The following is a 16,896-nucleotide window of genomic DNA, read 5'->3' as shown; positions in this document are numbered from 1 at the left end:
ACCCGAAAAACGACCGCTGTTCCATCGCAATCCGCCCCGTGCGCCGAGGGGAGATGGAATCATAAAATCAGCAAGCGCGGTAGGTTCTTGCGGGTGTCCACCTGCCTTGGCTTCCTCGCGCACGCCGGAGAGCGCCGTCTCCGCTGCCCTGACCTGCGACTGCGCGGCTGTGATCTGAGCCTTGGCGGCCTCGTTAGACCCCCAGGCCGAGACAACCGCAGCTCGCACCGTATCGCGCTGCGTATCTACCTCGATGCGGCGTTGCCCAGCCGTTTCCTTGGCCTGCCGCGTCCGAGAGTAAACCTGGCCACCCTCATAGATCGGGATGGTCAACGTGCCAAAAACACCAGCCGACCTCACCCTGTCGCCGAACGTATCTTCGTCGTAACGCTGCTGCACCGTTCCACGCACGCCGAGAACAGGATAGAGGTCAGCTTGCGTGACCTTGACCTGGAGTTCTGCTGCATCGACTCCGTGCAATGACGCAATAACAGCAGGATGGCTCGTAAGCGCGGCGCTGAGTGCGACTGGCAACGATTTCGGAAGCAGGCCCTCGACCGGGCGACCCGGCGCAAGCTGCCTTGGTTCGGCGCCAACATTCTGGCGATAGCGCGCGACCGACGTTTTCAGGTTTGATTCGGCAAGGATTGCCTGCGATTGCGCCTGCGACAGGCGTGCCTGCGATTGCGCGACGTCCGTGGTGGTCACTTCGCCTGCCTCGAAACGACCGCGTGTCTGGCGCACCTGCTCGTCGAGAACTTCGACATTGTTACGGTTGAGCGTGAGAATCGCAGTGTCGCGCAAAACGTTCATATAGGACGTCGCCGCATCCAGCAGGACGTTCTGCTCGATGTTCCGCAAAACGGCACGCGCACCCAGTACCTGGGATTCGGCTTGGCTAACGGCGCTGCGCGTTTTGCCTCCATCGAACAGGGTCTGGTCGATCTGCACGCCGGCGCCGCGGGGGCCAAGACGCGAGGTCGAGTTCCCACCACCGGGTATCCGGGCATCTGTGATGCTGGCGCCGATATCGGCCGAGGCGGTGATCCGCGGCCGGTAGCCTGAAAGCGCCTGCGGCACGCTCTCGTTGGTGACCCGCACCGAAGCGCGCTCCGCGTTCAGCGTGGGATTGCTGACATAGGCGCGCGCCAAGGCGGCATCCATCGTCTGCGCTCCAAGGGGACTAAGCTCGACAAGCAAGGCCGTGAAAACCAGCCCCACGAGAACCGCCGTGCGAATAGTTGGCTGACTCGGACTGGGTCGCTGCACAATCTGGCCCTCAATTAAGGCGCTCGGCGCCGTGTCGGTTAAACAGGCATCTCTATGGCGTGCCCCTCATCCTCAATCAAGGTGAAGGCACGCACCGAACCGTCCGGCGTTTGCCGTCACGTCGTGTACCGAGCGATGGCAGACGGTGGAAGCCGCGCTCACGCCTTGACGCCGATGGAGGCGCGCGCGGCCGCGACCGGCTCGGCGCAACCAGGGGCAGCTTCGACGAGGATCGCGTCGGGCAGCTTCGAGCCGGTCCAGAGCGCGTAAACACTTACGACGAGCCAGGCTGGATCGCCGGTCGCACGCCTGATGATGATCGGCGCTGCCGCTTTCGCGCAGGCGCTAACCTTCCCGGCCATGGCTTCCGGCACGCCAGCACCGACGAGCGCGCGTGTGATGCCAGCCTCCAGCGGAGCAAGCAAAAAGAACGAGACGAGCGCGGAAATGATGGCGTCCATGATGGTCCCTCAAGGGTGAATGCACGAGCGTTCCTAAAAGCGCCGCTCCGGCTCATTTGCGCGCACCGAGGCATCCTCGGTCTGAATCGTGGTGTGATCGAGCTTGAACTCCCCTCTGAGAACGGCATTCGCTGCAATCAAGGCATTCGAAGCCTTGGCCATGTCGTCGAGGATGAGGTGGCAGCTCATCGCATCGAGACCTGAGGTGATCGTCCAGACATGGAGATCGCGTACAGCGGTCACCCCCGCGACCGCCATGAGCCGTTGCTCGATCAACTTTACATCGACTTCGGGCGGTGTGCCCTCAATAAGGATGTGGATCGCTTGCTTCAACAGGATCCAAGTGCGCGGCACGATGAACAGGCCGATGCCAGCACCGATGATCGGATCGACCAGCGTCCATCCCGTCAGCAGCACCACGACCGCCGCGACGATGACGCCGAGCGAGCCGAGCATGTCGCTCAGCACCTCGAAATAAGCGCCCTTCACATTGATGCTCTCTGACGATCCGCCCGAAAGCAGCTTCATGCTGATCAAATTGACGATCAGGCCGACGACCGCAACGACGAGCATCGGTCCGCCAATGATCTCCGGAGGATCGAGGAAGCGCTTGTAAGCCTCGTAGAGGATGTAGACAGTCAGCAACAACAGCACGACGGCGTTGGTCAGCGCCGAAAGCACCTCAGCGCGAACGTAGCCATACGTCGCCTGTGGCGTCGCGGGCCGCTCGGCGAACCGGATCGCGATCAGAGCGAGGGCAAGGCCCCCAGCGTCGGTCAACATATGGGCTGCGTCGGCAAGAAGCGCGAGGCTCCCGGTCCACAGACCGCCAACAACCTCGGCGACCATGAATGTCGTGGTCAGGCCAAGTGCGATTGCCAGCCGGCCCTTGTGCTTGCCGCCCGCCGTCCCCGAAACAGCAGCGCTGCCGCTTTGTAATTCGCCTGAGCCCATCTCGATCGTCCTCTTGCGCTAGCGCGAGCGCGCTTGAGCTCAGCCTCGCCAGCAGTTAGCGACAAATGCGCGACATAAGCCAGGATTTTGACCCTGCCATTGGTGCAGGGAGTTGGAGAACTGCTAAATGGCCTTGAAAGCCATTCAATCTCAGCCCAGAGCTATGCGAGAAGCATCAGTGCGGAACCGATCGATGAAACTGAATGTTCCATTGCTTGCAGCAGCTATAGTATGCAGCGTTTACTCGGCTAAAGCTCTCGCTCAAAATCAAGGTAACCGTGGCGACCAGAGCACCCGGCCGGAAGTCAGCGACGTCACAGGCGATCGCCCTGCAAAAAGCATTCAGGACAACTCGTTTCTCATCGAAGAGGCTTACAATCAAGAGCCGGGAGTTGTGCAGAGTTTCGCGACGATGCGGGGACAAGGCCGTGACCGGTTTTTTGCTTTTACGCAAGAGTTTCCGGTCGGAGGCCAAGAGCACCAACTGTCTTATCTTCTGCCCTACGCCTATCTGCGCAGCGATGGCCAGCGCGCTAGGGGCGTGGGAGATGTACTTTTCAATTACCGCTATCAAGCTCTTTTCGAAAGTGACTTCATACCGGCTTTTGCGCCACGTTTAAGCTTGATCGTGCCTACGGGACGAGCCAGCACAGGTACGGGGAATGGCTCGTTCGGCTTTCAAGGCAACCTTCCGTTCAGCAAGATTGTAACAGACCGGATCACGCTCCATGCTAATGCAGGATTGACCTCCCTTTTCGATGTACAAGATCGCCGTCCGACAAGCTTTAATCTCGGCGGAAGTATTGTTTACGCAGCTACGCGTGATTTGAATATTCTACTTGAAACGGTGGGCGAACGGATTGCAACCGTGAACGCAACCGGTAAGATTGAACGCCAAAATGCGTTGACAATGTCTCCCGGAGCCCGATACGCGTTTAATTTTCCTGATACGCAAATCGTCCTCGGCTTTGGCGCGCCTGTTACATTTGAACGCGAGAAGAAGCCAGTTTTCGGTGCGATCTTTTATCTCTCGGTAGAAAGTAAGATTATAAGGTAGATCATCGTCAAGCCATTAATTCTTGGCGAGTGGCACGTGACGATCTCGGCTGCTTTTGGTCGGCCGAGATGCCTAATGCATTTGGTGCTATGCCCATGCGCTGACAGGTGGCAGCACGCTCAGCCGCGGAGCCATTGGAGAAGTTCCGGGCCGAGAAGCTGGGCATTCAATTCCTCGTCCGACAACTCGACGAAGCCGTCGAGATCACGCACGATCACCACGCCGGTGTTCCTGAACCGCGCCGCGATTGTCTTGAGAAAGCCGAAATCGACCGCATGTTCGCAGGCGCCCATGAACAGGAAGTAGACCTGGTCGCCGCGCCGTTCGGAGGCTTCGAGCACCTGGATCGTCCTGTCGAGATCGCCGGCGTCGTTCTCTCCGTCGGTGACGAAGATGACGATCGAGCGCTTCTTCGCCGCCGTCGGCTCGTCTCGCGACAGGCCGAAGAAGCGGCTCAGAAAGCCGCCGCCCTGTTCGCGCGGCAACCAGCCGAAATGCTGCAGATTGCGCTCCAGCACGTAGCTGTAGGTGGTGCCGCCCTTCCAGCCGGGCACTTTGTCGATGACATTGTCGATGATGTAGTCCTTGCAGTTCCGTGGCGAGACGGTCCCGACATGGTGGGCGTTCTCGCCGCCGTGGCTGAAGCTGAACACATCCATCTGGCCGTCGGGGTCCAGCACCATTCCGTAGGGCACGAGCCGCTCGATCAGCCTGCTCGTGGTGCCCTCCTCATGCTCATGCTCGAACGAGCCCGAGACATCCATGTCGAAGATCAGTTCCGCCTTGATGCCGGGTCGGGAGCGACGCCTGCCTTGTCCAGCGACAGACGCAGGGTTTCGGCCGACTTGTTGAGGTCCAGTCGCAGTGCCATGGCGGGTCGTCCCTATGTCTTCAGTTGTTGCAGGATGGTGCGGAGCTGGTAGGCCAACTCTCCGGCTTGGGTCGGCGTCACCTGTCGCCTCTCCTCCAGCATCGCCGTCAACGCGGCGATGCCTCCCAGCAATCCGGGAACCGTGACGAGCGCGACGTTCTGGATCGCCGCGACGAGACGGAGCGGCTGCTCGATCTGCAGCGCGCGCATCGACGCGCCGCCGCGGATCTGTGCTATCGGGAGCCGTCGGCGGATTGGTCGAGGCGGCCTTGAAGGAGACGAGGCGCTCGGGCGATCTCGGCGAAGACGGCATCAAGGAGCGCGTCGCGATCGCGCTCTCGCGCATCGAGGCGCGCGCCGGACGCGCCATGGCCAAGGGGACCGGCTTGCTCGCCACCATCGGCTCGACCGCGCCGTTCGTGGGTCTGTTCGGCACGGTCTGGGGCATCATGAACAGCTTCATCGGGATCAGCCAGGCCAAGACCACCAATCTCGCCGTGGTCGCGCCGGGCATCGCCGAGGCCCTGCTGGCGACCGCCATCGGTCTCGTAGCTGCGATCCCGGCAGTGATCATTTACAACGTCTTTGCCCGCTCGATCGCAGGCTACCGCGCCATGCTCTCGGACGCGTCCGGCGAAATCCTGCGCCATCTCTCGCGCGACCTCGAGCGGCGCAGCTTCGCCGCCGCTCACGCCGTCCGCGCGCCGCTGCCGGCTGTTCCGCCGTCGGCGCCTCAACCCGTGAAGACCGCGGTGACGACCTTGCCACGCGTTCACGCGGAGTAGCGCCATGGCGGTCTCGCTCAAGGATCCCCAGGACGGCGATCTGGCGGAAGTCAGCGACATCAACGTCACGCCCTTCATCGACGTCATCCTGGTGCTGCTGATCATCTTCATGGTCGCAGCCCCGCTCTCGACGGTCGATGTCGCCGTCGATCTGCCCGTGTCGAACGCGCAGCCTCAAGCCCGTCCCGACACCCCGGTCTTCCTGACGGTGAAGGGCGACCTCACGCTCGCGCTCGGCAACGACACGCTTCCGCGAGAGGCGCTCCAGGCGATGCTCGACCAGCGCACCAACAACGACCGGCAGCAACGCGTGTTCCTGCGCGCCGACGGCGCGGTCGCCTATCGCGAACTGATGGAGGTGATGAACCTGCTTCGCAGCGCGGGCTATCTCAAGATCGCGCTGGTCGGGCTGGAGGACACCGGCCAGGGCGGCGCACCTGCGTCCTCCGGAGCGTCCCGGCCATGATCGCGAGCGCTGGACCGCGCCGCTGGGCGGCTGCGCTGCGCTGGGGCGCAGCCGCACTGGTCGTCGCAGCAGTGCATGGCGGGGCAGGCTGGCTCGCGCTGAACTGGAAGCCGGCCAGCGCGGAGGCCGCCGCCGGCGCGCCCGAGCCCGCCATCATGATCGAGCTTGCCGCCGTCTCGGTCGCGCCCGAGGCCCCGGCCGAGACCCTGCCGCCCGCGCCCGAGCGCGTCGAGCCGGAGACGCCGTCCGAGCCGGTCAAGGAGACGCCGCCGCCTGAAACCGAGCTGCCTCCGCCGCCGGAGCCTATCGTGGAGCCCCCGGCCGAGCCCCCGCCGCCCGAACCAATCCCCGAGCCGACGCCGGTGCAGGTCCCCGAACCCGAGATCAGGCTGCCGGAGCTGCCCGCTATCCCCGACACGCTCGCGGTCCTCGCGCCGCCACCGCCGCCGCCGCTGCCGCTGCCGCTGCCGCCCAGGGAGATCCAGAAGCCGGTCGAGCGCAAGCCTGCGCCCAAGCCCCGCGTGGTCGAGCGCAAGCCGGTCGAGCGCCCGCGCCAGCGTCAGGCCGCCGCCCCGCCGCCGGCGCCACTGCAGGCCTCGGCCCCGAACCCGGCCGCGACGGGCGCTGCCGCGCAGCCCTCGATCTCGACCGCGAGCTGGCGCGGCTCGCTAATCGCCCATCTCAACCGCTACAAGCGTTTTCCGGGTGGCGCCCAGCCAGGAACCGTCCAGGTCGCCTTCGCGATCGATCGCTCCGGCAACGTCCTCTCGGCCCGCCTGGCCGGCTCCTCAGGCGATCCCGCCCTCGACCAGGAAGCCGTCGCCATGATCCGCCGCGCCAGCCCGGTGCCGGCCCCACCTACGAGCCTCGGCGGTGGAACGATCTCGCTTGCCGTGCCGGTTCGATTTTCGCGTTAGCTAAACTCCCTTATCATCGGACGTGTCAGGCTGCTGAGCTTGGGTCTTCAGTAGGACGCTCGGAAGCAGACCTTTCGGACGTCAGCTAGGGGCCACCTCCGGCTGCTTGACCTTTTGGCGTCAGCGGGCTGCCGGGAAGCAGACGTTCCAAACGTCAGCTCGGGGCCAAACTTGCCCGTCCGACAGATATCGCCATGTCCAAAGCGCGCTGGCAACGTCTCGGACAATAGTGCCCTTGACATGCTCACCTTGTGGCCGATGCGGTCGATATAGGGGACGATCAGGTTGAGGCCGGCACTCAGCGTGCGCGAATAGCGGCCGAAACGCTCGACCGTGTAGTTGTAGCCCTGCGGCACCGTTTTCACGAGGAAAGCGATGGTGATGACGACCAGCATCACCAGCACGACGACGAAGATGCTGAAACCCGAGAGCGTGTCCATGAGGTGAGCGTCTCCTGCCGCCATGCCCGCTGCGCCGCAGCCCGGCGGCATGAAACCTGACGATTGCGACGGGTGAATGCAAGGTCGCGCGGGTGCCGCCGGGCTTGTTCGCCGACTTGGCAGAACTTCGCTGCCCAGGGCTCATGCGTGGCAGAATCGGCTCCGGGTGTGGCTGCCGAACCCGCGATTACGGTTCACATCGCGCCGCGCTTCCCGCATGATCGGGAATCTCTGGAGAGCCGCACCATGTCCGATCCGCGCCTGCCGATTCTCGCCGAACTCGAGAAGAAGATCCTCTGGCTCGCCTCCTGGACGATCCACAACGCCAACCATCTGCGCGACAGCGCCGACGGGATGAAGGTGGGCGGCCACCAGGCCTCTTCCGCCTCGCTGGCGACGATCATGACGGCGCTTTACATGGCGGCGCTGCGCCCGCAGGACCGCGTGGCGGTGAAGCCGCACGCCTCGCCGATCTTCCATGCGATCAACTATCTGATGGGTCTGCAGACCCGCGAGAAGCTCGAGAATTTCCGCGGCTACAAGGGCGCGCAGAGCTATCCTTCCCGCACCAAGGACATCGACGACGTCGATTTCTCGACGGGCTCGGTGGGCTTAGGCGTGGCGCAGACGCTGTTCTCCTCGCTGACGCAGGATTATGTCCGCGCTCATGGTTGGGGTCTGGCGCGTCCCGAGGGCCGGATGGTCTCGCTGATCGGCGACGCCGAACTCGACGAGGGCAACATCTTCGAGGCCCTGATGGAGGGCTGGAAGCACGGCCTGCGCAACACCTGGTGGGTGATCGACTACAACCGCCAGTCGCTCGACGCGGTCATCCGCGAGGGACTCTACGACCGCTTCGAGACGATGTTCCGCAATTTCGGCTGGGATGTCGTGACGCTGAAATACGGCTCGCTGCAGCAGGCCGCCTTCAAGGAAAAGGGCGGCGAGCGGCTGAAGGCCTGGATCGATTCCTGCCCGAACCAACTCTATTCGGCGCTGACCTTCCAGGGCGGCGCGGCCTGGCGCAAGCGGCTGATGGACGATCTCGGCGACCAGGGGCCGGTGACGCAGCTGATCGAGCGCCGCTCGGACGCCGAGCTCTCGAAGCTGATGTGCAATCTCGGCGGGCACGACCTGCCCTCGATCCTCGAGGCGTTCGAGGCGATCGACCATGACCGGCCGGTCTGCTTCCTGGCCTACACCGTCAAGGGCTTCGGCCTGCCGCTGGCCGGGCACAAGGACAACCATGCCGGGCTGATGACCAAGGAGCAGATGGAGGGCTTCCGGGCTGCCAATGGCGTCCGCCCCGGTCATGAATGGGATCTGTTCGAGGGGCTCTCGCTTCCCGAGAGCGAGATCCGCGCCTTCCTCGACCGCGTCCCCTTCTTTGCCGAGGGGCGCCGGCGGCTGAGCGCGCCGGCGCTACCGGTGCCGGCCAAGCTCGAGGCCGGCATCCAGCCGGTGATGTCGACGCAGATGGGCTTCGGCAAGATCCTCGACGAACTTGCCAAGGCGGGCGGGCCGCTGGCGGACCGGATCGTGACGACGGCGCCGGACGTCACGGTCTCGACCAATCTCGGCCCGTGGGTGAACCGGCGCGGGCTCTTCGCCAAGGCCTCGATGGCCGACACCTTCAAGGACGAGCGCATCCCCTCGATGCAGAAATGGGAGTTCTCGCCCAAGGGCCAGCATGTCGAGCTCGGCATTGCCGAGATGAACCTGTTCATCAATCTTTCGGCGCTCGGCCTCTCGCACGCCACCTTCGGCGAGCGGCTGATCCCGATCGGCACGCTCTACGACCCCTTCATCTCGCGCGGGCTCGATGCGCTGAACTATGCCTGCTACCAGGATGCGCGTTTCATGGTGGTGGCGACGCCTTCGGGCGTGACGCTGGCGCCGGAAGGCGGGGCGCATCAATCGATCGCGACGCCGCTGATCGGCATGAGCCAGGACGGTCTCTGCGCCTTCGAGCCGGCCTTTGTCGACGAGCTGGCGGTGATGATGCGCTGGTCCTTCGCGTACCTGCAGAAGGATGGCGAGGGTGATCCGGACGAGCGCACCTGGCTGCGCGACGAAACCGGCGGCTCGGTCTATTTGCGCCTCTCGACGCTGCAGCTGGAGCAGCCGCAGCGGGCGATGACCCCCGAGCTCGAAAGCGACATCATCGACGGGGCCTATTGGCTGCGGAAGCCGGGTCCCAACGCCTCGGTCGTGATCGCCTATACCGGGGCCGTCGCGGCGGAGGCGATCAAGGCGGTCGGGTTGCTCGGCGAGGACCGGCGCGATGTCGGCCTGCTCGCGATCACCTCGGCCGACCGGCTCAATGCCGGCTGGCAGGCGGCCGAGAGGGCGCGCCAGCGTGGGAACCACCGCGCCACCAGCCATGTCGAGCGGCTGCTCGGCGATCTCTCACGCGATTGCGGCATCGTCTCGGTGCTGGACGGGCATCCCGCGACGCTGGCCTGGCTCGGCAGCGTGCATGGCCACAAGCAGAAGGCGCTCGGCGTCGAGCATTTCGGCCAGACTGGCACCGTCGCGGATCTCTACCGGCATTTTGGCATCGACGCGAACGCGATCGTCCATGCTGCGCAGGCGGCGGCGCCGGGCCGGCCGGTGCGCTATCTGAAGGCTTTGCCTTAAGGCGCCCAACGCCATTCTCGGGCGGCGCGTAGCGCCGACCCGAAAATCTCATGATGCGAAAGAGCTGGTTTTCGAGATGGTCGGGTCAAGCCCGACCATGACGGTGGCCTTGTGCTCAGAAGCGCGGCGTCGAGAAGGTGTTTGCGAAGGGGTTGGTGCCGGCGCCGATGCGGCCGGGCAGGGTGTCCTCACCATAGAAGCTGCCGAAGCTGGCATAGGTCGGCGTCGCGCCCATGTGCTGGCTGGCGTAGCGGTTCATCGAGCCAACCGGGACGACGTTGCCGAGATCGAAATAGCTGCGCTTCTGCACGGTCACGCGCAGCGGGCCGCGGCGGTTCTGTGCTTCCGCGAAGGAGACCCACACGGTCGACGCCGCGACGGAGAGGGCGAAAACGGCGGCGAGACGCTTGAGCGAACCCATGGCGACGACATCTCCAGAACAGCGGCGATCCGCTTGGTGCGAGAACGAGACTCTATGGTGAATCCTAGACTACCGTAGTTAACGATTTTGTCAGCGCGGCCACAGCGGAAATGTGTCGCCGGAGCCGCCGGCCATGCCGACGACGCCGCCCTTGCGGTCCCGGACAACCCGCCGCGTGCCGGGCGGGTAGAAGGTTGTGTTCTGGCACAGGGCGGGCTGGCTCGCGCGGCCCGCGAGATAGGCCAGGGCCATCGATTCGCGTCGCCCGGATTCGAGCTTCAGCCGGTCGATCAGGCAGGCGAGGGAGGCCGCGTTGGCGTCCTGCTGACCGGCGGCGCAGTAATAGCCGCCGAGGGCGAAGGCGGATGTCTCGAAGGCGTTGCGGAAGACGATGCAGGTCCGCACGCGGCCGTCGAACTCCTGATAGATCAGGTCGCGGCCGGTGAAGGCCCCCCAGCGGGTCGTCATCGTGTAGTGCGGCCCGCCGACGCGCGGACGCAGCACGCGCAGAGGCTCGAACTGCCAGAACAGCGGGGTGGTCAGGGTGAAGGGCCGGCCGGCCTCGTCGGGGTCCGCCAGGACGAGTGCGGCGAAGGCCTCGCCCGTGCCCGGCCCGCCGAACTGCCAGCCTTCCTCGCGGCCCCGCGTCGGGTGGGTGGCGACGAGCGGCGTCCCCCGCAGGCCCGACGGCTCGATCGCCCAGGAAAAGGCGGGCTGCCCCCGTCCGATGGCTGGCATCTTGCCGTAGAGCCACCAGGCCAGGAGCAGGATCAGCAGGAAGACAGCGGCGCCGAGGGCGAGAAACAGAAAGCGTGCGACGCCCAGCGCCGCCGTTCCCGTGGCTTCGATCACGGCCATGGCGCGTGGGGCTTCGGCCGTCATGGTCAGCGCTTCTCGGGGCGACGCGCCGCCGCCGGGGGCGACGCGGTCTTCGTCCGCAGAGCGGGGGTGGGGGCGTCGGCGTCGAGCCAGGAGACCTTGCGCCCGCTGGCGGAGAGGCGGGGCGGCGCACAGCCCGGCTGGCGATTCAGCTCGCTGCGCGCGAAGGCGCCGCGCAGGGCGGGATCCTCGCCGGCATTCAGGAGATCGATGCGATCGATCAGGCAGACGAGCTGGCGGCGGTCGGCCGGCTTGCCCTCGCCGCCACACCACCATCCGCTCAGGGCCAGCGGCACGGTTCCGCCCTCCATCCGGAAGGCGATGCAGGCGCGGCCGGATGCCCCGTCGCTCAGCGTCACATCGGCGGCCTCGACCGGGCCGAAACGCGTCTCGATGGCGGCCGGCAGGCTGCTGCGCTGCACCGACAGGCCGCGCGCCGCGGCCATGCGCACCAGCGCGACGATGAAGGGTCGGGACAGCTCGGCGCGCTCGTGCTGCACGGCGAGCCGCAAGGCGAGATGCGGCTTCGGCTCGCCAAAGTTGCCGAAGCTGAGAAGATCCTCGCGCCGCGTTCCGTCCGCGCTGCGGCGCGCGTCGAGCACGGCCGGCTGGCGCTCCAGTTCCGGCGATTCCAGGCCGAAGATCGGGATCGGCCGGGCGATGGCGACCCAGCTCTCCTGGTCCGCCGCGCCGGTGCGTCGGGGCGTGGTCGACCCGGCAGGCGGCAGCGGCGCCGGCTCCGAAAGTGTGGAGTAAGAGGAGATGGTCGCCTCGCTCTGCGAGGACAGGGCCGTGACCAAGGCGCCGGCCGCGCCGATGCCGGCCGCGGCAGCCAGACCGCGCCAAAGGAGGCCGGTGGTCAGGCGGAAGGCCGGCAGGCGCAGGACGCGCCGGACCGTGGATGCGAGGCGGCCGAGCGCCCGGACGACGTCTTCGATGCGGTCAGCGCCGCGGATGAGCGCCGCAGTCACGTCGAAGCGGGCAAGCCTCGCGCCGAGGCCGGCCGGCAGCGCTCGAAGGCGCGCGAAGCCTGCCGACGCGAGGGGGCGTCGCAGCTTTTCGGCCCAGGGCCGCATCACCAACAGGAACTGACCCGACGCCACGCGCAAACCATCCGCCTCCGCCGCCGAACCCGCGGCCTCGCCCGCGCCGAAGGTGGGCGAGGGGCGGTCAGCAGGCCGTTACCGGCGCAGCGGTTTCGCGATGCAGCGTGAATCGTTGGTCAACGCACAGGGTTAACGCGCCGGTGCGCAGACCGTCCCGCGGGCGCTTCGATTGACTTTTGCGCGTCCAGGGTGTTCTCACAGGCGATGTCGCGCCGGGCACAGTTCCGCGCGCGACAACGCGATGTCTTCAGCCCTTCGGGATTGGCCTCTGTGACCGTCCGTCAGACGACGAAACGCACGACCAAAACGGCGACCGGGACCACCGGCACGCTGCGCTGAAACTCGCCTCGGTTCCGGGTCCCTCTCCCCCCGGCGGGGGCTGACGCCGGACCCGCCCCTTCATCGGGCGGACGGTGCCGAGGGGGAGACCAACCGGGATCATCCGAAAGGAACATCATCATGAGCTTCAAGGTCGCGATCGTCGGCGCCACGGGGAATGTGGGCCGCGAGATGCTGGACATCCTGGCCGAGCGGGCCTTCCCGGTCAGCGAGGTCGTCGCGCTGGCCTCCTCGCGCTCCGTCGGCACCGAGGTCTCCTTCGGCGACCGTACGCTGAAGTGCCGCGCGCTTGAGCATTACGATTTCTCCGACACGGATATCTGCCTGATGTCGGCCGGCGGCGAGGTCTCGAAGGCGTGGTCGCCCAAGATCGGCCAGCAGGGTTGCGTCGTGATCGACAACTCCTCGGCCTGGCGCATGCACCCCGACGTGCCGCTGATCGTGCCGGAGGTGAACGCCGCCGCCACGGCCGGCTTCACCAAGATGAACATCATCGCCAATCCGAACTGCTCGACCGCGCAGCTCGTCGTGGCGCTGAAGCCTCTGCACGAGAAGTACGGCGTCAAGCGCGTCGTCGTCTCGACCTATCAGTCGGTCTCCGGCGCCGGCAAGGAGGGCATGGACGAGCTCTTCAACCAGACGCGCGCCGTGTTCTCGGCCGGCGAGGTGACCAGCAAGAAGTTCCCCAAGCGGATCTCCTTCAATCTCATTCCGCAGATCGACGTCTTCATGGAGGACGGCTTCACCAAGGAAGAGTGGAAGATGATGGTCGAGACCAAGAAGATCCTCGACCCCAAGATCAAGCTGACCGCGACCTGCGTGCGTGTGCCGGTCTTCATCGGCCATTCCGAAAGCGTCAACATCGAGTGCGAGAAGCCGGTCACGGCCGACGAGGCACGCGAGGTGCTGCGTTCGGCGCCGGGTCTGCTCGTGATCGACAAGCACGAGCCGGGTGGCTACATCACGCCCCATGAGGCGGCCGGCGAGGACGCGACCTACATCTCCCGCATCCGCGAGGACAATACGGTCGAGAACGGCCTGGCCTTCTGGTGCGTCTCCGACAATCTGCGCAAGGGCGCGGCGCTGAACGCGGTGCAGATCGCCGAGGTGCTGATCAACCGCAAGCTGATCCAGCCGCGGCAGAAGGCGGCCTGAGCCGCACCGTCAGCGCGATCAGACGACGGCGAGGCGGGCCCCTGCGGCCCGCCTTTTCCGTTGCGCCTGTCCGCTGCATGTGCGCCGTCCGTTCTTTGCGCAACCGATCGCCGGCAAAGCTCTCTAGGATCGCAGTCCCCGCCGCTGCGATTCTGCCGTGCCGAACGCTCCCCAGACCGAACCGCCGCCTCCTGTGCTGCCCGCTGCCCCGCTGCCCATGCGCAGGGACGCGCCGCTGCGCGGCATCGCCTTCGTGCTGCTGGCGAGCATCTTCCTGACCTCGGCCGACATGGTCTCCAAGCTGCTCACGCAGCAAATCTCGCCGCTGCAGGTCAGCTGGCTTCGCTACTGCACCTTCACCCTGATCATGCTCGGCATCGTCTGGCGCAGCGGGGGGCTCGCCCGCCTGTCGACCCAGCGCCCGACGCTGCAGGTCCTGCGCGGGATCGGCCTCCTGGCGTCGTCCGTGCTCTTCGTGATGGCGCTGCGCTACATGCCTCTGGCGGACGCGACTGCGACCGGCTTCGTCGCGCCACTCTTCGTCACCGCGCTGTCGATCCCGATCCTGCGCGAAACGATCGGCTGGCGGCGCTGGACCGCGACGCTGGTCGGCTTCGCCGGAGTGCTGATCGTGGTGCGGCCGGGCGGTGCGGGGTTCCAGATCGCCTCGCTGCTGGCGGTTGCCTCGGCCCTGTCATGGGCCTTCGCGATGATCATGACGCGGATGATGAGCCGCACCGAGAGTCCGCTGACGACGCTGGCCTATTCGGCCCTGGTCGGCCTCTGCCTGCTCAGCCTCGCGGTTCCCTTCGTCTGGACGCCGGTGACGCCGACCGTCCTCGCGATGGGCATGTTCGTCGGACTGTCCTCGACCATGGGCCACTGGCTGATCGTGCTGGCCTATCGCCATGGCGATGCCTCGCTGCTGGCGCCCTTCTCCTATATCCAGCTGCTGTGGGCCTCGCTCTTCGGTCTTTTCGTCTTCAGCGTGCTGCCCGATCTCTGGACGCTCGTCGGCGCCGTGATCATTGCGGGCTCGGGGCTCTACACCGCCCATCGCGAGCGCATCAAGGCGCGCGAGGCGGGCTGAGCGTGGCGCGCAGGGCCGGAGTGGCGTAGCGCGCCAGGAACATCGCGACCGCTTCATCGACCACCCGCCGGATCTCGGCTTCCGAGGGCGGTCGAGGGTCCGCATTGAACAGGCGGGGACGCAGCAGGGTCGCCTGGCAGAGATCGATGAACTGGCTGGCCGCGAGAAAGCTGTCGTCGATTGCAAGATCGCCCGCCGCGACGCGACCTTCCAAAAAGGCACCGAGACGCTGCCCGCCGAGCAGCGGGCCGCGTTCGTAAAAGGCGCGGCCGATCTCCGGCATGCGCTCGGCCACGCCGAGCACGATCCGGTGAGCGCTCAGCGAGAACGGATCGGTCAGAAGCCTGATCAGATTGGCGCCAAACCCCGCCAGCGCCCGCGGCAAATCGGGATGCTCCGTGAGCGCATCGTAGATGTGCTGGCGGTGCTTTTCCCGTTCGCGCTCGATCAGCGCGACGAAGAGATGCTCCTTGTCCTCGAAATAGACATAGAGCGTGCCCTTGGAGACGCCGGCGGCGGCGGCGATTTCGTTCATGCTCGCGGCGTCGAAACCCTGGGCGTGGAAGATCGCCTGCGCGCCATCGAGAATCTGGCGACGCTTTTCGGGATCCATCCCCGCGACCCGACGGTTGCGGGCTGCGGCTTTGGGCCGTCGATCGGCCGTTCTGTTCATCGGTTCCATCCGTCAGGCGCAGGACGCATCTGCAAAATCATCGAACCGCCTGGTTCGATTCGCTCTTGATATGCCGCGAGACGCGGGCTAGTTCAATATCAATCGAACCGCTTGGTTCGAATTGTTCGTGATCGGGAAGATCCCATGGCTGCCGAAATCCTGCCTGAGGCGCGCGGCGAGGTGCGGCGCGACCGTTTGAAACTGGTCGAACCGGCGAAGGCGGCTCCGGACGCTGCCCCCGCGGGGGTCGAGGCGCGCCGCGCTGGCGAGACGGCGCCGGAGGCAGACAGCACGTCCGCATCGAAGCCATCGCCCCGCAGATCCATGATCCGCCGCGCGGGACTGGCGCTGGTCGGCACCGCCCTGCTGGGCGCCGGACTCTGGTTCGGGGCCGACTGGTGGTTCAATGGCCGCTTCATCGTCTCGACCGACGATGCCTATGTCGGCGCCGAGATGGCGACGATCTCGGCCAAGCTCTCGGCCAATGTCACGAGCGTCAGCGTCACCCAGAACCAGGAAGTGAAGGCGGGGCAGCCGCTCGTCGCCCTCGACGATGGCGACTGGCGGCTCGCGCTCGACAGCGCACGCGCCAAGACCGCCACGGCTCTGGCGACGCTCGCGCGCATCGACAGCCAGATCGAGGCCGGGCAGGCAAGTCTGCAGCAGGCCCAGGCGCAGGAGGTCTCGGCCCAGGCTGGCGTCACCCGCACGGTGGCCGATTTCGAGCGCGCCAGCAGTCTCGCCGCCAAGTCCTATGGCTCCCAGGCGACGCTGGATGCAGCGACGGCCGCGCGCGATCAGGCGAAGGCCTCGCTCGGCAGCGCCGTGGCCGGCGTCGCCGCCGCACAGGCCAATGTCGAGGTGCTGAAGGCCCAACGGGTCGAGGCGGCAAGGCAGGTCGAGGAGCTGAAGATCGCCGAGCAGAAGGCGGAGCGCGACCTCGGCTTCACCCGCGTCACGGCGCCGATCTCGGGGCTCGTCGCGAACACGAATGTGCAGCTCGGCGACCTCGTCAGCGCCGGCAAGCGGCTGATGTCGATCGTGCCGCTGGACCAGGTCTATGTGGATGCCAATTTCAAGGAGACGCAGGTCGGGCCGCTGAAGATCGGCGACAGGGCGACGATCACGGTCGATGCGCTGCCAGGCCAGGTCTTCGAAGGGCGCGTCAGCGGCATCAGCGGCGGCACCGGCTCGGTCTTCACGCTGCTGCCGCCTGACAACGCGACCGGCAATTTCACGAAGATCGTCCAGCGCGTGCCGGTTCGCATCGCCCTCGCCCCCGAGGCCACGGCGCGCCATGTGCTGCGGCCCGGCATGTCGGTGGTGGTCAGGATCGATCCGCGGCCTTCAGGGCAGCGCTGACGGGCCGAGCA

17 protein-coding genes and 1 pseudogene are annotated in these 16,896 nt (G+C 66.1%); 8 read left to right on the top strand and 10 right to left on the bottom strand.

Going from position 1 to position 16,896, the window contains the following annotated elements:
- The 3 genes from ACFPN9_RS13015 to ACFPN9_RS13005 form a co-directional block, all read right to left on the bottom strand.
- On the bottom strand, nucleotides 1-1,164 hold a 1,164-nt coding region (locus ACFPN9_RS13015; protein WP_377817152.1), incomplete at its 3' end, for a TolC family outer membrane protein.
- 263 nt (nucleotides 1,165-1,427) lie between these two features.
- A complete protein-coding gene (locus ACFPN9_RS13010; RefSeq protein ID WP_066720015.1) occupies nucleotides 1,428-1,730 on the bottom strand; it encodes a hypothetical protein in 303 nt (100 codons plus the stop codon).
- A 33-nt stretch (nucleotides 1,731-1,763) separates the two neighbouring features.
- Nucleotides 1,764-2,684: a cation diffusion facilitator family transporter gene (locus tag ACFPN9_RS13005; RefSeq protein ID WP_066720017.1), complete on the bottom strand. Its 921-nt coding sequence runs from the start codon at nucleotides 2,682-2,684 to the stop codon at nucleotides 1,764-1,766.
- A 193-nt stretch (nucleotides 2,685-2,877) separates the two neighbouring features.
- On the opposite strand from ACFPN9_RS13005, the gene ACFPN9_RS13000 reads away from it, so the two are divergent.
- Nucleotides 2,878-3,741 carry a transporter gene (locus ACFPN9_RS13000; RefSeq protein ID WP_197426593.1) on the top strand — a complete coding sequence of 288 codons (864 nt, stop codon included), beginning with the start codon at nucleotides 2,878-2,880 and terminating at the stop codon, nucleotides 3,739-3,741.
- A 119-nt stretch (nucleotides 3,742-3,860) separates the two neighbouring features.
- On the opposite strand, the gene ACFPN9_RS12995 is transcribed toward ACFPN9_RS13000, so the two are convergent.
- Entirely contained in the window at nucleotides 3,861-4,505 is a 645-nt protein-coding gene (locus ACFPN9_RS12995; RefSeq protein ID WP_245282337.1) for a VWA domain-containing protein, read from the bottom strand.
- A gap of 119 nt (nucleotides 4,506-4,624) precedes the next feature.
- Nucleotides 4,625-4,822, bottom strand: a complete 198-nt coding sequence (locus tag ACFPN9_RS12990) for a hypothetical protein (protein WP_066720019.1) — start codon at nucleotides 4,820-4,822, stop codon at nucleotides 4,625-4,627.
- On the opposite strand from ACFPN9_RS12990, the pseudogene exbB reads away from it, so the two are divergent.
- From exbB to ACFPN9_RS12975, 3 genes and pseudogenes are all read left to right on the top strand, one after another.
- Nucleotides 4,765-5,397, top strand: a pseudogene (gene exbB, locus ACFPN9_RS12985) (tonB-system energizer ExbB); the annotation flags it as partial. The gene ACFPN9_RS12990 and the pseudogene exbB overlap by 58 nt on opposite strands.
- 4 nt (nucleotides 5,398-5,401) lie before the next feature.
- Entirely contained in the window at nucleotides 5,402-5,863 is a 462-nt protein-coding gene (gene exbD / locus ACFPN9_RS12980; RefSeq protein WP_066720022.1) for a TonB system transport protein ExbD, read from the top strand.
- Nucleotides 5,860-6,780, top strand: a complete 921-nt coding sequence (locus ACFPN9_RS12975) for an energy transducer TonB family protein (RefSeq protein WP_066720025.1) — start codon at nucleotides 5,860-5,862, stop codon at nucleotides 6,778-6,780. The genes exbD and ACFPN9_RS12975 overlap by 4 nt, the downstream gene beginning before the upstream one ends.
- A gap of 47 nt (nucleotides 6,781-6,827) precedes the next feature.
- Here ACFPN9_RS12975 and ACFPN9_RS12970 read toward each other — a convergent pair whose 3' ends face one another.
- On the bottom strand, nucleotides 6,828-7,220 hold the full coding sequence (locus ACFPN9_RS12970) for a hypothetical protein (RefSeq protein WP_066720029.1): 393 nt from the start codon (nucleotides 7,218-7,220) through the stop codon (nucleotides 6,828-6,830).
- Nucleotides 7,221-7,466: 246 nt separating this feature from the next.
- On the opposite strand from ACFPN9_RS12970, the gene ACFPN9_RS12965 reads away from it, so the two are divergent.
- On the top strand, nucleotides 7,467-9,860 hold the full coding sequence (locus ACFPN9_RS12965) for a transketolase-like TK C-terminal-containing protein (protein ID WP_066720032.1): 2,394 nt from the start codon (nucleotides 7,467-7,469) through the stop codon (nucleotides 9,858-9,860).
- A 115-nt stretch (nucleotides 9,861-9,975) separates the two neighbouring features.
- Here the strand turns inward: ACFPN9_RS12965 and ACFPN9_RS12960 are convergent, their stop codons facing one another.
- The 3 genes from ACFPN9_RS12960 to ACFPN9_RS12950 form a co-directional block, all read right to left on the bottom strand.
- Nucleotides 9,976-10,281, bottom strand: coding sequence for a hypothetical protein (locus ACFPN9_RS12960; protein ID WP_066720035.1), 306 nt, complete (start codon nucleotides 10,279-10,281; stop codon nucleotides 9,976-9,978).
- A 90-nt stretch (nucleotides 10,282-10,371) separates the two neighbouring features.
- Nucleotides 10,372-11,163, bottom strand: a complete 792-nt coding sequence (locus ACFPN9_RS12955; protein ID WP_066720038.1) for a hypothetical protein — start codon at nucleotides 11,161-11,163, stop codon at nucleotides 10,372-10,374.
- Nucleotides 11,164-11,165: 2 nt separating this feature from the next.
- Nucleotides 11,166-12,263 (bottom strand): hypothetical protein, encoded by a 1,098-nt coding sequence (locus ACFPN9_RS12950; protein ID WP_156446517.1) that lies wholly within the window; start codon nucleotides 12,261-12,263, stop codon nucleotides 11,166-11,168.
- A gap of 462 nt (nucleotides 12,264-12,725) precedes the next feature.
- On the opposite strand from ACFPN9_RS12950, the gene ACFPN9_RS12945 reads away from it, so the two are divergent.
- Nucleotides 12,726-13,760 (top strand): aspartate-semialdehyde dehydrogenase, encoded by a 1,035-nt coding sequence (locus ACFPN9_RS12945; RefSeq protein WP_066720043.1) that lies wholly within the window; start codon nucleotides 12,726-12,728, stop codon nucleotides 13,758-13,760.
- A 157-nt stretch (nucleotides 13,761-13,917) separates the two neighbouring features.
- On the top strand, nucleotides 13,918-14,850 hold the full coding sequence (locus ACFPN9_RS12940; protein ID WP_245282336.1) for a DMT family transporter: 933 nt from the start codon (nucleotides 13,918-13,920) through the stop codon (nucleotides 14,848-14,850).
- On the opposite strand, the gene ACFPN9_RS12935 is transcribed toward ACFPN9_RS12940, so the two are convergent.
- Complete coding sequence (locus ACFPN9_RS12935) at nucleotides 14,828-15,523, bottom strand: TetR/AcrR family transcriptional regulator (protein ID WP_082734914.1); 696 nt, start codon at nucleotides 15,521-15,523, stop codon at nucleotides 14,828-14,830. The two genes, ACFPN9_RS12940 and ACFPN9_RS12935, sit on opposite strands and share 23 nt — an antisense overlap.
- A gap of 144 nt (nucleotides 15,524-15,667) precedes the next feature.
- Between ACFPN9_RS12935 and ACFPN9_RS12930 the strand changes: the two genes are divergently transcribed.
- Nucleotides 15,668-16,885, top strand: coding sequence for an HlyD family secretion protein (locus tag ACFPN9_RS12930; protein ID WP_082734915.1), 1,218 nt, complete (start codon nucleotides 15,668-15,670; stop codon nucleotides 16,883-16,885).
- Nucleotides 16,886-16,896: the final 11 nt, after the last annotated feature.

The sequence above is a fragment of the Allobosea massiliensis genome, assembly GCF_042655245.1.
Lineage (GTDB): Bacteria > Pseudomonadota > Alphaproteobacteria > Rhizobiales > Beijerinckiaceae > Allobosea > Allobosea massiliensis.
This window is presented reverse-complemented; position numbering and strand designations above follow the sequence as displayed.